The 13,936-nt window shown below is 36.8% G+C and carries 15 protein-coding genes and 1 tRNA gene; 3 read left to right on the top strand and 13 right to left on the bottom strand.

Annotation, left to right across the window (positions count from 1 at the left end; genetic code table 11):
• Positions 1 to 25: 25 nt before the first annotated feature.
• Positions 26 to 814 carry an ion transporter gene (locus RM541_RS14990; RefSeq protein WP_311500947.1) on the top strand — a complete coding sequence of 263 codons (789 nt, stop codon included), beginning with the start codon at positions 26 to 28 and terminating at the stop codon, positions 812 to 814.
• Between the two features lie 599 nt (positions 815 to 1,413).
• On the opposite strand, the gene RM541_RS14985 is transcribed toward RM541_RS14990, so the two are convergent.
• The 12 genes from RM541_RS14985 to mce form a co-directional block, all read right to left on the bottom strand.
• Positions 1,414 to 1,872, bottom strand: coding sequence for a DUF6730 family protein (locus RM541_RS14985; RefSeq protein ID WP_311500946.1), 459 nt, complete (start codon positions 1,870 to 1,872; stop codon positions 1,414 to 1,416).
• An 18-nt stretch (positions 1,873 to 1,890) separates the two neighbouring features.
• The gene (locus RM541_RS14980; RefSeq protein WP_311500945.1) at positions 1,891 to 2,754 is read right to left on the bottom strand and encodes a relaxase/mobilization nuclease domain-containing protein; all 864 of its coding nucleotides are present in this window, start codon (positions 2,752 to 2,754) and stop codon (positions 1,891 to 1,893) included.
• On the bottom strand, positions 2,751 to 3,047 hold the full coding sequence (mbpA, locus tag RM541_RS14975; RefSeq protein ID WP_311500944.1) for a mobilization protein MbpA: 297 nt from the start codon (positions 3,045 to 3,047) through the stop codon (positions 2,751 to 2,753). The genes RM541_RS14980 and mbpA overlap by 4 nt, the downstream gene beginning before the upstream one ends.
• Before the next feature lie 116 nt (positions 3,048 to 3,163).
• Positions 3,164 to 4,063 carry a DUF8464 domain-containing protein gene (locus RM541_RS14970; RefSeq protein WP_311500943.1) on the bottom strand — a complete coding sequence of 300 codons (900 nt, stop codon included), beginning with the start codon at positions 4,061 to 4,063 and terminating at the stop codon, positions 3,164 to 3,166.
• 239 nt (positions 4,064 to 4,302) lie between these two features.
• On the bottom strand, positions 4,303 to 5,526 hold the full coding sequence (locus tag RM541_RS14965) for a primase-helicase family protein (protein WP_311500942.1): 1,224 nt from the start codon (positions 5,524 to 5,526) through the stop codon (positions 4,303 to 4,305).
• 33 nt (positions 5,527 to 5,559) lie between these two features.
• The gene (locus RM541_RS14960) at positions 5,560 to 5,850 is read right to left on the bottom strand and encodes a helix-turn-helix transcriptional regulator (RefSeq protein ID WP_311500941.1); all 291 of its coding nucleotides are present in this window, start codon (positions 5,848 to 5,850) and stop codon (positions 5,560 to 5,562) included.
• Between the two features lie 124 nt (positions 5,851 to 5,974).
• Positions 5,975 to 6,649: a hypothetical protein gene (locus RM541_RS14955; RefSeq protein ID WP_311500940.1), complete on the bottom strand. Its 675-nt coding sequence runs from the start codon at positions 6,647 to 6,649 to the stop codon at positions 5,975 to 5,977.
• A 547-nt stretch (positions 6,650 to 7,196) separates the two neighbouring features.
• The gene (locus tag RM541_RS14950; RefSeq protein WP_311500939.1) at positions 7,197 to 7,757 is read right to left on the bottom strand and encodes a hypothetical protein; all 561 of its coding nucleotides are present in this window, start codon (positions 7,755 to 7,757) and stop codon (positions 7,197 to 7,199) included.
• 8 nt (positions 7,758 to 7,765) lie between these two features.
• Entirely contained in the window at positions 7,766 to 8,119 is a 354-nt protein-coding gene (locus RM541_RS14945; protein WP_311500938.1) for a hypothetical protein, read from the bottom strand.
• Positions 8,109 to 9,449, bottom strand: a complete 1,341-nt coding sequence (locus tag RM541_RS14940; RefSeq protein ID WP_311500937.1) for a hypothetical protein — start codon at positions 9,447 to 9,449, stop codon at positions 8,109 to 8,111. Before RM541_RS14940 ends, RM541_RS14945 begins: the two co-directional genes overlap by 11 nt.
• A 453-nt stretch (positions 9,450 to 9,902) precedes the next feature.
• A tRNA-Ile gene (locus RM541_RS14935) sits at positions 9,903 to 9,976 on the bottom strand.
• Positions 9,977 to 10,083: 107 nt separating this feature from the next.
• On the bottom strand, positions 10,084 to 10,518 hold the full coding sequence (gene mce, locus RM541_RS14930) for a methylmalonyl-CoA epimerase (RefSeq protein WP_311501014.1): 435 nt from the start codon (positions 10,516 to 10,518) through the stop codon (positions 10,084 to 10,086).
• A 223-nt stretch (positions 10,519 to 10,741) separates the two neighbouring features.
• Between mce and rbfA the strand changes: the two genes are divergently transcribed.
• On the top strand, positions 10,742 to 11,137 hold the full coding sequence (gene rbfA, locus RM541_RS14925; RefSeq protein ID WP_311500936.1) for a 30S ribosome-binding factor RbfA: 396 nt from the start codon (positions 10,742 to 10,744) through the stop codon (positions 11,135 to 11,137).
• Between the two features lies 1 nt (position 11,138).
• On the top strand, positions 11,139 to 12,341 hold the full coding sequence (locus RM541_RS14920) for an ABC transporter permease (protein WP_311500935.1): 1,203 nt from the start codon (positions 11,139 to 11,141) through the stop codon (positions 12,339 to 12,341).
• 478 nt (positions 12,342 to 12,819) lie between these two features.
• On the opposite strand, the gene dusB is transcribed toward RM541_RS14920, so the two are convergent.
• Positions 12,820 to 13,812: a tRNA dihydrouridine synthase DusB gene (gene dusB, locus RM541_RS14915; RefSeq protein ID WP_311500934.1), complete on the bottom strand. Its 993-nt coding sequence runs from the start codon at positions 13,810 to 13,812 to the stop codon at positions 12,820 to 12,822.
• Positions 13,813 to 13,936 lie beyond the last annotated feature (124 nt).

Raw genomic sequence — 13,936 nt, 5'->3', positions numbered from 1 at the left:
TCAAAATTCATAAATTGAACAACTATTGAAAAGAAAAATTTATAAAATCTTAGCGATTTCCAAACAGTCAGGGGATCCAAGCTGGTATTTCGATATTTTTATTATCAGTCTTATTTTCTTAAATATTGTGGCTATAATTCTTGAATCTGTCGCCCCGTTAAAACATAAGTATCAGGAGCAATTCTTTCTTTTTGAAGTATTTTCAGTAGTCATTTTTACAGTAGAATATCTACTGAGACTATGGACTGCCAATCTAGAACCTAAATTCTCACAGCCTATAGTGGGTAGAATTAAATTTGCTTTTTCTCCTCTTGCAATGATCGATCTTCTAGCAATACTCCCCTTTTTCCTTCCATTCCTTGGAGTAGACCTTAGGTTATTAAGAATGTTAAGAATGTTCAGGATTTTCCGTTTGTTTAAAATTGCCCGATATTTAAAAGCCCTTAAATTAATGAAGCGGGTTTTGGATAAGAAAAAGGAAGAACTTATGATTTCTCTGATCTTTACCATTTTCCTCCTATTGATGGCTTCTACATTAATGTACTATATTGAAAACGAAGCTCAGCCTGAAAATTTTTCAAGCATCCCTGAGACCATGTGGTGGGGGATTGCAACCCTTACCACGGTGGGTTATGGAGATATTTATCCTATTACAGGTTATGGGCAGTTTTTAGGTGGGGTTATCGCTATAATTGGAATTGGGTTGTTCGCCCTGCCCACTGGTATACTTGCTGCAGGATTCTCTGAAGAAATTTCCTCGGGAGAGAGAAAAGCAGAAAGTTGTCCTACATGTGCCCAGCAGTTGAAGAAGTGATTTACTGGGATTCACAGAACCTATCTCTTCCGCTGAATGATATTGCACTTGAATTTAAACCATTTATTTAATTGGGATATTCAATCTTGGATAATTTTAAAACCTAATTAATAAAATTTTATAGACTTTTTTAAAAATCAATTCCCATGTCTCCTTTAAAGAGATAATCCTTACCTTGATCTGTGGAGGTATGCCTCATAAAAAATATTTTTCCCCCAATAGCGCCCCTCATAAAATATCGGGTGTGTATTAGGGGAAAATATTCACTCATTAATAGAAGGAACATCCTTATTTAGCCCCATATCTACCATAACCTTACCTGCGCGAGGTTCCTGTGCTGTTTTTATAGCGTACGGGAAGTTAAGCGTTAAGTAAAAACAGCATAGGGCGCATCCTACTTCTGTTTTACATTACCAGTAAATTTCAGCCTGTTATCAAGGCTTTTGAGCCCATTTACTGGAATATTTACTCATTATCCACTGATCTAAAAAATTGCTTTTATTTTTTACTGATTTTTTGCCGTAAATTTCAACGGGTTTACTGAGGGTTTCAGGCCATTTGCCGCAAATTTACTAATTTTTGCTACAGGCCATTTGTCATTACAAACCCTGGTATCCACTCTCTAGCCACTTGCAGTATGCCTTGTGGATTTCCGGATATGCTTCAAAATAATCATCGTATCGCTTATTTTGAGATTCCATGATCATCTGGTAGATTTCAAAATTTTGCTCTGTTTTTTCTTTTGAGGTGTAACTAAAGTATCCTATTAAACTTAAAGCAAATATTCCCATACTACCAAAAAGTATCAAAAGGTAATTTGGTATCAGGCTGGCTTTCTTTAATTTCTTATCAATGCCCTTTAGAATTTCATCCCTTTCCTGGCTTTCCGTTTCCTGCTTTTTCAGAAAGATGTTTAATTCTTTTTCCAGAACTTCAGTTGTAATTGGGATGCTGAGATCAAATAGTTTATCCGAAAGTCGTTGAAGCTCTAGAACAGTAGTTTTAAAATCAGCCATCTCATCGGCCATCAGTTCCATAATCTCATCTAATTTTTTCATTGCTCAAAATTTTAAAATTTATATTCCTATACCGGTATCCAGTGCTTTCAGAGCTCCCTTTATAAGTTCTTTGGCTATTCTGGTTGTTAGTTTATTACTTAACTGTACAGTTTTGTTCATTATTAGCAGACTTTTTGGTACTTCCTTTAACCTGGTAAAACTCCTGTTTTGAGAAATTTTCGCAATGAGTCTATTGCCACCCATATCCCGGTGCACCTCACTTGCTTTAAGATTTACTCCTTTGTATTCCACACGGAACCCCTGTAGTTGATTGGATTTATTGATAGTGGGAATTACATCCACTTTATGAGCTTTCATTTTGCTCATATATTCATCCATGGACTTTGGCCTTGTGTGAAGGACCCGGTCATTTATGATTTTGATTTCCTGTCGAAGGTTTTTGAACTCCTGAAGCCTTTCCTGTTGTATTTCCCTCGCCCTGTTAAATCCTAATTCCTTTGCGACCTTATCTGCCGCTAGTTGGCTTCGTTTTCCGATAAAGCTGTCATTGTAGGCCTTTCCATCAAAACCAATTCTATTGGTATAGATATGGATATGGGTATGTGCCTTATCCCGGTGAACAAATCCAATGGACTGATTGTTTTGGAGGTTCATTTCCTTTAAAAACTTTTTAGCGATTTCTTCCAGGTCTTTTTCGGTTAAATCCTTTCCGTCCTCAATCGACGGGCTTACTATAAAGCTTAAGGTGTTGTTGTGGCAACGCTCATTTTGTGACTGAATAATTTTGAACTCTTCCGTTATCTCGGCGGGAGTATCTCCCGCCAGATGTTCTTTCAGCACCACTTCAGCCTCTTTCTCCTGGTTCCAGCCATAGGATATGGATACCTTTGTACTGGAAATTGAATGTCCTTTCCCGATCATTTTTTAAAGTTTTTTAAATGGTTCCTGATTTCTTCCGCCAGCTTCTCTACCGTTGCAGCTAATTGCGGATCCCGCTTTTTAAACATGCTGCTGATCCGGGCAAAGTTATTTTTGTATTGCACCAACATCCGGTAGTATTCCAACTGCTCTGGGGTAATCCGTTCTACAATATTTCTTTCAAAAGCAGTAGATCGGAGATATTCTGAAAGTGAAATTCCTGCCCTGGCCGCTCTTCTTTTTAGCAGCTTCTTCTCGTAAATCGAGCAGCGGATCTGGATATATTCCCTTTTCATTTTTTTCCTTTTAAAGTCTTTGCAACCTCCGGGCGTAAAGCAAGAATGTCATGACAATGACACATCTTGCTTTACTCTTTCAACTGAAATTCTCCATTAGGCATTTACAGTCATATTTATTTCTCTCCTTCAACTTTTTTATTCTTTGAATTAGAAATCAATTTTTCATTCAGGTCTTTATGGGGGTGGTAAGAAACACTGCAATCAGTGACATTTGCAAAAAATCTTAAAAGCGATTTAGTAGCTTTTTCTCCTGCAGGGTCGTTATCCAGGAAGAGAAATACTTCGTGGTATTTAGAAACAATGTTTTTGATGTCTTTCAGGAAAACAAGGGAATTAAGTACAATACCATCTGAAGCATTTACTAAACTTTCATTTAGAACTGCCAGGGTAAGAAAATCAAAGATGCCTTCAGTTACCACAAGTCGATTTGATGAATGATCAATAAAGCTATATGATTTAGGAGAAGAGGAATTCTTGTAATATTTATTCCGAAGCTCCCATCCTCCCAAATTGTTTTCTAATCCTACAGCAAAGTATCCCTGGCCTTTCAACGTGTACCAAACTTCTTTACAGTACCTCCGGGCAACTTCAACAGGAATTCTTCTCGAGCGTAAATACCCTTGTAAAGCGTAATGCTTCAGAGTCCCTACAGCTGTAATTTTAATTTTGTTTTTAGAAGGGAGTTGTGGTGTAGTCGCAATAAAATAAGGAATTATAGTGTCCGCTTGTAAGAATTGCACTGCCTCCTTTATAGAACAGGTTTTCATAGCCATAATCAAGTCTATAATAGAACCTCCTTTGCCAATTCCGAAGTCATACCATAAGTTCTTACGCAAAGAAACGTTGAAAGAGGCTTGGGTTTCTGACCGAAGGGGACTCAGAAACCAAGCTTCTTTCTCCGATGTTCTGCTGGGGAAGTGCCCTAATTTTGCCAGCGTTTTTACGATGCAAATATTACGGGCGCTTTCACAGCTCTTGGATATACTATTTTCTCTTCTCATTTCACTTTTCATTGATGAGTATTACTAATCCTTACTGTTCCCACTTCATCATTATTCTTTGATGAAAAAACGATGAGGAAAACGATGCGGCTGAAAACCCAGAGTATCACTAGTCTTATTTATATTTTCTCATCATTCATCAAAAAAAAAGAATAACCTAATGCTGTTTACTAGTAATATACTCTAAGGATGATTTGGAATGATGATTATTTGAAGGAAAGACCTTATAAATTGTACCTTTCACAGGTGTATCACTTATTCATCATCTCATCACTTTGCTGTTCTTGGCCAAAGCGCTGCAGTAAAAAAGATGCTGTAACAGTATAGTATCTTCCTTTTGCAGGAATGAACCCCAGTCCGCCATCCACCCACATGATCATCTTTTGATAGCTAAGGGAATTGTCCTGGTTGCTTAGTTCCCAATCCTTTTTTAGTATCTGCCGCAATTGCGTTAGGTCCGTCTTAATCCGGGTGCGGTTTAAAACATGCAAAGCATCCACGGGACAAATATTTACTTCATCCACTTCATAAGTTTCCATGACGCTCAGGATTATATTGGCCAGTTCCTTTTCCACACGATTTCGGTTATTCTGCATCAAACTGGTTAAAGCATCGGTGCGTACCTCTTCCGGTGCAAACCACATCCTCGTGCTGTGCCTGCTAGTTAACTGGCGCTGATCCAGGTAAAATAGAAAAGCCGGAATTTCTGCCTTCAGGTCTTCTAAAAAATGGGTTTCTTCTTTTTTTAAGGAAGGAACTTTTAATACCCAAAAGCGCGTTTCCTCACTATCGATTTTAATGAAGTTTACCTCATTGTTACTGCAGAGAATAAACTTGCTAAAAAATTCCACCTCGCGTTTGTCCTTGCCTTTGGCTTCCAGTTTATTAAAATCGGTGGTACTTAAGTATTTGATCCGTTCTGTAAGTTCTTCTTTGTTGAAAAGTACTTCATCGATACATATAAGAAGTTTGTTGGCCCAATCAGCATTAAACTGGCTGCTGAAATTGTCATTGGTGAGGTAAGTCAGGTTATTGTCAAAAATGGCTTTTAGCCATTTAAGAAAGGTTGTCTTACCTGTAACCCTCTCTTTGGAGACCAGGCACAGGATAGGTAAGATCTGGAGCGGCCTGAAATACAGTAGCTGTATATAATCAAGTCCCAACTCGAACTGGTTCCCAAAAATATGCTTAACAAAGCGTAGTGAAATATCCACCTTCCCTTCCTGCGGGATATGAGGCAAAGGAGAATAGGTATTGTAAAACCCATGACATTCCTTTTTAAAATCTTTATGACCGGGAAGGCAGGTGAAGCCATCATATTTTTTAATGGCGCCAATAAAAGCTTTACCGTGATCATTGCGGAGGGTCTCAATGTTCCATTGAACCAGGCTCTCATTAAAGTGCCCTGAAATGGTAGGTATCTGTACAATTTTATAGTAGCAGGTACCCACCCTGATATAGGATATATTTTTCATCTCAAAAAATTTAGGATTATTGAATGGAAAAACCTACTTCCGGTTCTTAAGCAGCTTTTGATTAAACTGCTGCTCCAGGAATTCATCAGAAAGGTTCGGTTCCCCCAACAACCAGACATCTATTTTTTCCTTATCAAAAAACTTCTGACGGATATTAGAATTATTACCTGTAGGGATAAGCTTTAAATGGGTAAGCTTATAGATCTTGCTTTTGGAGAGTCCGGTATATTGTGCCAGGTCATCCACGTTCATTACTTTTTTGGTGTGGGTCAGTAAAACTTTAATATCTTCTAATAAACCCACCATTTGTTCTTGCTCATTCATAACTATCGTATTTAAAATTAGAAATGAGTAAAAGGCCTTTTACATTTTGCGCAAGACAAACTTAGGAAAGCAAATACCTATAAATCAATAGGATAATTCAAATAAGAAGATAATTACGCTATAATTATTCTATTCCCAGCATCTGCCGGACAAGCTTTCGCTGATTGCGGGAATTAATTTTTTCCTGATCGTTTTTCCAGGTGGAAAAACTGGTTTTTAAAGTGTTTTCTTTTAGCGGCTCGTTGTTCATTAGGAAGGAATCCATGAGTAAGTTGAAGAAGCTCCGTTTCCGCTCCCCGGAAAGATCCTGGATTCCTCCAACAATTAGTTCATCGAAAAGAACGAAAAGGATTCGATGGTTGGCCGAGTCACCGCTTTTGTTGCCCATAGTAAAATTGATCTTTTTTCTGACGCACAACCCTTTTATCAACCTGATGAATTGTTCTTTTGATTCTTTATCCAGGTTGAGTAGTTCGAACCTTACCTGCAATTTCTTAAGAGGGATTAACCGAAAATCATGACGCTCGGTTTCTAAATACTTATTTGATTCGTGGAAAATGGCCAGCCAAACCAGAACCAAAACCATTACTGCGAAAAGGATTAAGAAAACAGGGAAATTATAAGTAATAGATCCTGGACCGAAAATAAGGCTGAAGCTCAAAATAAAAACAACAAAGATAGAAAGGATGAAGAGAATAAGGTTGGTAGAGCTATTCTGCACTTTCTCTTCCAGGAAATAATTTATCCCTGACCTCCATTTAGCCAGTGCTTTTCCAGCATTTAGAATAAATTTTTCCATAGCTCTCGATTCTTTAAGCTATTAAATATAATCAAAAGAAAAAAGGGAGAAGGTAGTAAGAGATCGCTAAATGATTGTTTGAGTAAATCATAAAAAGCAGCAGCAAAGAAGTTTAAAAATAAGGTTAATATGCAAAAGGTCAGGTAAGAATTTATGTTGGATGTGATATGAATTTTTTAAGCTTGATTTTCTTCAACTTTTTTTAAGTTTCCTAAGGAATCCAATAAATACAGTGCAGAATTCAGTTTTCGACTTTGCTAATATTAATGTTAATAAGCCACAAGAAATGTGGTTGTCCAAGATATAGTCAAATCTATCCAAGCGAATGAAGATGTTATAGGCTATTAAATTCGCGAATGTGATCTTTACAATTATCCGTATATTATAATGGCAGGAGGTTTTAACACACAATTTTTCGATAGTTTGAAATTGAGCTAGAACCTTTCACTAGTATTAATTGAGACAGTGCTAAATATAAACACTGAGATGACCAAGCCTTTAAAATTTGACAACTCCTAATTTAAGGACCTAAAAAGTTATACCAGATTTATCTTGTTTCAATTAAATTTATTTCCTCAAATAAATTAGCATATAGCGTTGTTTGGTTTCGGTATATTTCCGAAGAAATTACACTAAAACTTTTGCTTTCATCACTTATACCTTCATCTAAATTTTGGGTGTAGATATCATCTAATTCGTTTATTATCTCATCAATTCTATTCGCCAAATTTGGATCATATGCTCTTACCAAAGAACTAAAATTATTGAAATAAGACCTTTTCTCGTTCTTGAACTGATTCATTTTTTTTCTTTGTAGAAGAAGATATTGATCATGTGGCAAACTACTGGAGGTCCTTAATTCATTAATCGATTTTTTCAGTGTTTCTTCTGTAGATGAATAAATTTTTTCAATGCGTTCTAAATTCGGCTGAATAATAATACTGAGGAACCAATTATATTTATTATTCTTTTTAGCCCTTTTAGCAGATGATATTCTCTCTCCTAAGTAGGTCAAAATTACAAGAAGAAGTCCTATAATAGCAACGATATTTTTTTCAAGAAAGTTTCCTTCTGGAGACGTGAATATTTCTATGTGGTAAATGTCCAAAGAAAATGCTACTTTAAATCGTTATATTCATTAATTGCTTGACGTTCACACTCCTTTAAATCCTCCATTAAACCTTCTTTTACTAATCCGTTTTCTTCCAAGATTTTAAATCTATATTTATCTTTAAAGTTTTTGAAGCCTTTCAAATGTTCTATACTATCGAAGAAAAGTCCTAAATAAAAGGAGGCGTTAAAGGAGATTGTATTAGAGGGAATATTAATAAAATACTTATTCGAATCTTTATCTGTAGTGTCGAGTTTTAGCTTTTCACGAACCTGTTTGCCCTGAGGTCTTCCGGTAAAGGTGCTACTTTTAGTACCTCTATGTTCAGGTAAAAGATTAATTGCTTTTCTATCCTCCATTTTTTACAACTTTAGAGAAATTTTCCTTATTCATAAAAATTTTTACCTGCAATATTGTTCCCGGAAAAGACTCTTTATTAGCAAATATACATTTCCTGTCGGGAAGCTTTCCTAAGTTTTGTTCTTTGTTTAAAGATAACCAAAATCTCATGTCCTTTTCATAAGGAGCATATTCATCTGTACAAGTAATAACTGTGTGGCCTGAAATAAGATTCATTTGAGGTTTATAAATAGCTTTTTCTTTAGCAAATTTACCTAAATTGATAAAAGCCTTTATAAAATTCATTGTTCCATTGCCCCTACTCTTTTCATCATATTTTAACCTACTTACACCTTCTTGAAGCCCATATAAAGTGTAAAGAGATTCTTCGGTGAAGTTCCCATCATGCTTTCCTCCTAAAATGTTCATATGGTTAAAATAATACCTCCGCATCTTATCCCTTACAATAATATTCTTTTCTTCTGTTTTTTTAAATCCTTCATAAAACGAATATCCATAATTTACTATACATAGATTTAACTCTATTGTCAAATCAGAATCATCGGGCTCTTTAAAAGAAACTCCATTAATATAATATGTATTTAATTCACTATGATCTTCCGCATTACCCAAAATTTCACCTAATAAATTCTGTAAATATTTCGAGGCTTTTGGTTGTAGTTCATATCCAGATGGACTCATTGATTTGTTAACAAAATCATTGACCTCTGTACAGAGTCGGCCTTTTATATTTTCTTTATAATTAGATTTTGATTTAGATCCAGATTTTAAATCTAAAGCTAAGAATCCGGACTCTTCCAGCTCATCCATTCCTTCAAATTCATCTATAATATTTAAAGCAAATAACATTTTATTTGTTTTAAGATGACTAGATGGTTTAATTTTTAATTCTTTGGTGATTTTTTTATATCTCGAATCATTAAATCTTGCTTTAAAGGAATAGAAGTTCTGAATCATGATTTGTAAAATGGTCCCAGTACCAATACTTAGAAATTTACAGTTTTTGAAATCAATCGTTATGAACTCCTTACTCCTAAAAAGAGCATAATGTAGATTATTGAAGGTTCTAGTTGTTCTATCAAAATCAGAAGTAAAAGACAATCTTTTTGGAACCTTTATAGATTTTGATTCGCTCGGGATACTATTAAACTTTTTATCAAAAAATTTGATAAAACTTGTTCTATATGGTAATGAGAGATGAAGTAGCTCCGAATTACTATCAATAGATATATTTGGTAAAACAGATTTCTGTTTTCTGCGTTTTAAATCATTTTCAAATCTTTTATATCCTTGATGTTGCTTAATCGTTTCCTTTTTTCTACTATTCATTAAAAGTAAAGTATTACAATAATTTGAAATATACGAAAAACAAGGATATATGGGAATTAAAGGTAAAAAACATAGATTACATACATTTTCTAATGTCTCTTCTTTTTTTTTACAACCCTAAAAACCTACTTAAATCACAACTGAGAAAAAACAAACCCCTCCTCTTTACTTTATATAATGACAGAAAATGGAAGTTTAACTTCTAATAAGTAAAAACGCTAAGCAATTGGTTCTGTAAATTGAAGTTAAAAATTTACTCCCAAACATTTAAACTTCTAAAACCATTAATTATGCCAGGCAATTTAGGATCCTGCCTAAAAGGGTACAATCAAATCTTCTGATTAACTATCTGAGCTGAGCTAAAAAATGTATTTAAAATTTGTTGTACCTATGTTGTACCCAACCAAAAAAAGAAAGGCTTCCGATTCCTCGGAAGCCTTGTCTTTACTGGCGTGGTCCCACCTGGACTCGAACCAGGGACCACCTGATTATGAGTCAGGTGCTCTAACCAGCTGAGCTATAGGACCGGCTCATTGGTGTTATGAGGGCGCAAATTTATATAATTCTATCTTACACAGCAAACAATTTCTTTTAATTTTTACACCCGCCTTTCCCCGCTCTATAAAAGCTTATCTTACAAACCTTTCTTTTCTGCAAATTCCTGCGAGGGGATAATCTCCTGGCACAATTCCACCAAAACCCCGTTAGAACTTTTCGGGTGCAAAAAAGCAATCATTTTATTGTCAGCGCCTTTTTTGGGAGCATCATTTAACAGCACAAAACCTTCAGTTTGAAGCCGCTTAATTTCAGCTTCAATATTATCTACCGCAAAAGCCAGGTGATGGATGCCCTCTCCCCGCTTTGCTATAAATTTCGCAATAGGACTTTCAGCATTAGTTGCCGCCAGCAATTCAATTTTGCTGTCCCCAATCTTAAAAAAGGAAGTAGAAACACCTTCGCTCCCCACTTTTTCCGTTTTATAATGTTCTGCACCTAACAGCGCTTTATAGGTTTTATTCGCTTCTTCAAGATCCTTAACGGCTATGCCTATATGTTCAATCTTTTTCATTTTAGTATCTTCAAAATCTTTCTCTTTATTTAAATCATCTTCAGAATAAAAACAGACTCCTGAAAATTTAGACTCATCATCACTTAGTACCTCTAAATTCTTTTTCTTTATTCTTACAGTAAAGCGGTCTTTATTCTCTGTTTCCAAAAGTATAGATTTAACCGACTTTACCGGAATCCTCTAAATTAAGAATATTAAAATATAAATATGCTATTTTTGCATTATGGAAGAAACTAACAGACAGAAGAAAATAGGAGGCGTACTGCAGAAAGATCTGGCCGATATCCTTCAGAATAATTTAAGGGATGCGGGCAAAACCGGGATTTTGATATCCGTTTCCAAAGTAAAAGTCACTACAGATCTTTCTATAGCAAAGGCATATCTTAGTGTTTTTCCGCCTAAACACGGCGAAGAAATTTTGGAAGAGATTAATGCCGTAAAGCCTAAAATTAAGCACGAAATGGCGCAACGGACAAAAAATCAGTTACGCAAAATGCCCGATATTAATTATTATATCGACGATTCCCTGGAATATATCGAAGGAATTGAAAAATCTATAAAGGGAACAGAAGATCCAATCTCAAATCCCGATTTACTGGACAGAAGGAAAAAGTCGTGACTTGAAATTTTCACTCTACATCGCCAGGCGATACCTTTTTAGCAAGAGCAGTAATAATGCGATCAATATTATTACCATTATCGCCGGCATAGGCGTGTTTGCAGGTGCTTTTTCATTATTTATTGTCCTTTCCGGATTTTCGGGACTGCGCAATTTCAGCTTATCTTACACCAACCAATTCGACCCCGATCTTAAGGTGCTTCCGGCGACTGGAAAGACAATTTCGTTTACTGAAGAACAGTATGCCGATATTGGGCAAATTGAGGGGGTCACCAATTTCAGTAAAATTATCGAAGAGCGGATTTTCCTGGACTACCGCTCCAAGAACCATACGGCGTTTATTAAAGGTGTAGACGAGAATTACCGGCAGGTAAGCAATATTGAAGAGGCTATTTTTGATGGTACCTGGCTTACTTCCAGCGAACCGCAGGTCGTTGTGGGCATTGGGATTAGCCGGTTGCTGGGTTTAAGCACTTTTAATTACAATGAACTGCTGAATATTCTCGTTCCCAGGCCCGGAAAAGGCCAGATTACCAATCCTATGGATGCTTTTAATAAAAAGCAGGTGATCGTAAGCGGAATTTATTCTATCAATGAAGAATTGGACGATAAATATGTGTTTTCGAACATCAATTTTGCCCAAAATCTGCTGAATTTAGAGGATAACCAATATTCTGCTTTAGAGTTAAAATTAGCTCCGGGTGCAGACTCTGAAGTGGTTTCAGAAAAAGTCAAATCCATATTTACTGAAGAAGTTATTGTAAAAAACCGGGCACAGCTTAATGAAGTCCTCTATAAAATGCTCAATACCGAAAATCTTGCGGTATACCTCATCTTTACCTTAGTGCTGATAATTGCCCTTTTTAACGTGGTAGGTTCCATAATTATGGTAATTCTCGATAAAAGGGACAACGTGAAAACACTTTTTAGCCTTGGTGCGACACCAAACCAGATAAAAAACATTTTCTTCCTGCAGGGCATGCTTATGTGCGTGGTAGGCGGCGCAATTGGCCTGGGAAGTTCCCTTTTGCTCATTTATCTCCAACTGCAGTACGACCTGGTAATGATCACGTCCAGTTTACCTTATCCCGTAGCGATTACTGCGGAAAATATTTTAATCGTGATCCTGACTATTGGAATTTTAGGTTTAGTAGCCTCTTATGTCGCGGCAGGCCGAAGCAAAAAAGCCTTAAGAGCGGTATAGTTTTTCCCTAAACAAATTCACGAATATTTTGCTTTGAAATCATTTTAAAGCTCCTCCCCTTATTTTCAAAGGGAGGTGGCCGTTAGGCCGGAGGGGTTTCTAACTTCCTCTACTTGTCCTGATTCTTTGTTCTTGCAGCGAAGCGGTCTCTAATCTTTTTTCCTTACGCAAATTCACGAATATTTTGCTTTGAAAAACATTTTAAAGCTCCTCCCCTTATTTTCAAGGGGAGGTGGCCGTTAGGCCGGAGGGGTTTCTAACTCCCTCTACTTGTCTTAATTCTTTGTTATTGCAGCGAAGCGGTCTCTAATCTTTTTTCCTTACGCAAATTCATATATACTTTGCTTTGAAAAATCATTTTAAAGCTCCTCCCCTTATTTTGAAGGGGAGAAGGCCATTAGGCCGGAGGGGTTTCTAACTTCCTCTACTTGTCTTGATTCTTTGTTATTGCAGCGAAGCGGTCTCTAATCTTTTTTCCTTACGCAAATTCAAATCCGGAAAATTCCTTTTCCACCTCATCAAAAGCAGCAAAAACATCGGCGGCATCATCGCTGGTCACCATTTTCATGCGGTATTCTTTAAAATGCGGAATACCTTTAAAATAATTGGTATAGTGCCGACGGGTTTCAAAAACGCCCAGCTTCTCCCCTTTCCAGTCGATAGACATTTGTAAATGTCGTCTTGCAGCATCAACACGCTCCTGAAGACTTGGCGGCGCAAGGTGTTCTCCGGTTTCAAAGTAGTGCTTTACTTCCCTGAAGAACCACGGATATCCAATACTAGCCCGACCAATCATCGCGCCATCCAATCCGAATTTGTCCCGCATTTCCATAGCTCTTTCGGGAGTATCCACATCTCCGTTTCCAAATACCGGAATGTGCATCCGCGGATTATTCTTTACTTCTGCAATTGGTGCCCAGTCAGCTTCACCTTTGTACATCTGCGCCCGTGTGCGTCCGTGGATGGATATTGCTTTACAACCCACATCCTGAAGCCTTTCTGCTACTTCCAGGATTTTTATAGAATCGTGGTCCCAGCCCAGGCGGGTTTTTACCGTTACAGGCAGCTTAGTATGCTTTACCATGGCTTCGGTAAGGGAAACCATCAGGTCGATATCTTTTAAAATCCCTGCTCCCGCTCCTTTGGAAACCACTTTTTTCACCGGACAACCAAAATTGATATCAATAATATCCGGACCAGATTTTTCCACAATTTCGACCGACTGTAGCATGGATTCAAGGTTAGCACCAAAAATCTGAATTCCCACAGGTCGCTCTTTTTCATAAATATCAAGTTTCATCACGCTTTTCGCTGCATCGCGAATAAGCCCTTCCGAAGAAATGAACTCTGTAAAAACAACATCTGCGCCCTGCTCTTTACAAAGCGCTCTAAAAGGAGGATCGCTCACATCTTCCATTGGTGCAAGCAACAACGGAAATTCTCCTACATCTATGTCTCCAATTTTAGCCACAATAATTATTTTAAGTGTGCAAAATTAAGCAATAACCAGTCCATCCACAAAAAGTTTATAAAAACCTGAGTACTACTTTGTGTAAAGGTCGAAAAGTGGCATTTTCAGAGCATCACCAAAAACC

Origin of the sequence: Autumnicola psychrophila (assembly GCF_031846645.1) — a bacterium.
Taxonomy (GTDB): Bacteria; Bacteroidota; Bacteroidia; order Flavobacteriales; family Flavobacteriaceae; genus Autumnicola; species Autumnicola psychrophila.
This window is presented reverse-complemented; position numbering and strand designations above follow the sequence as displayed.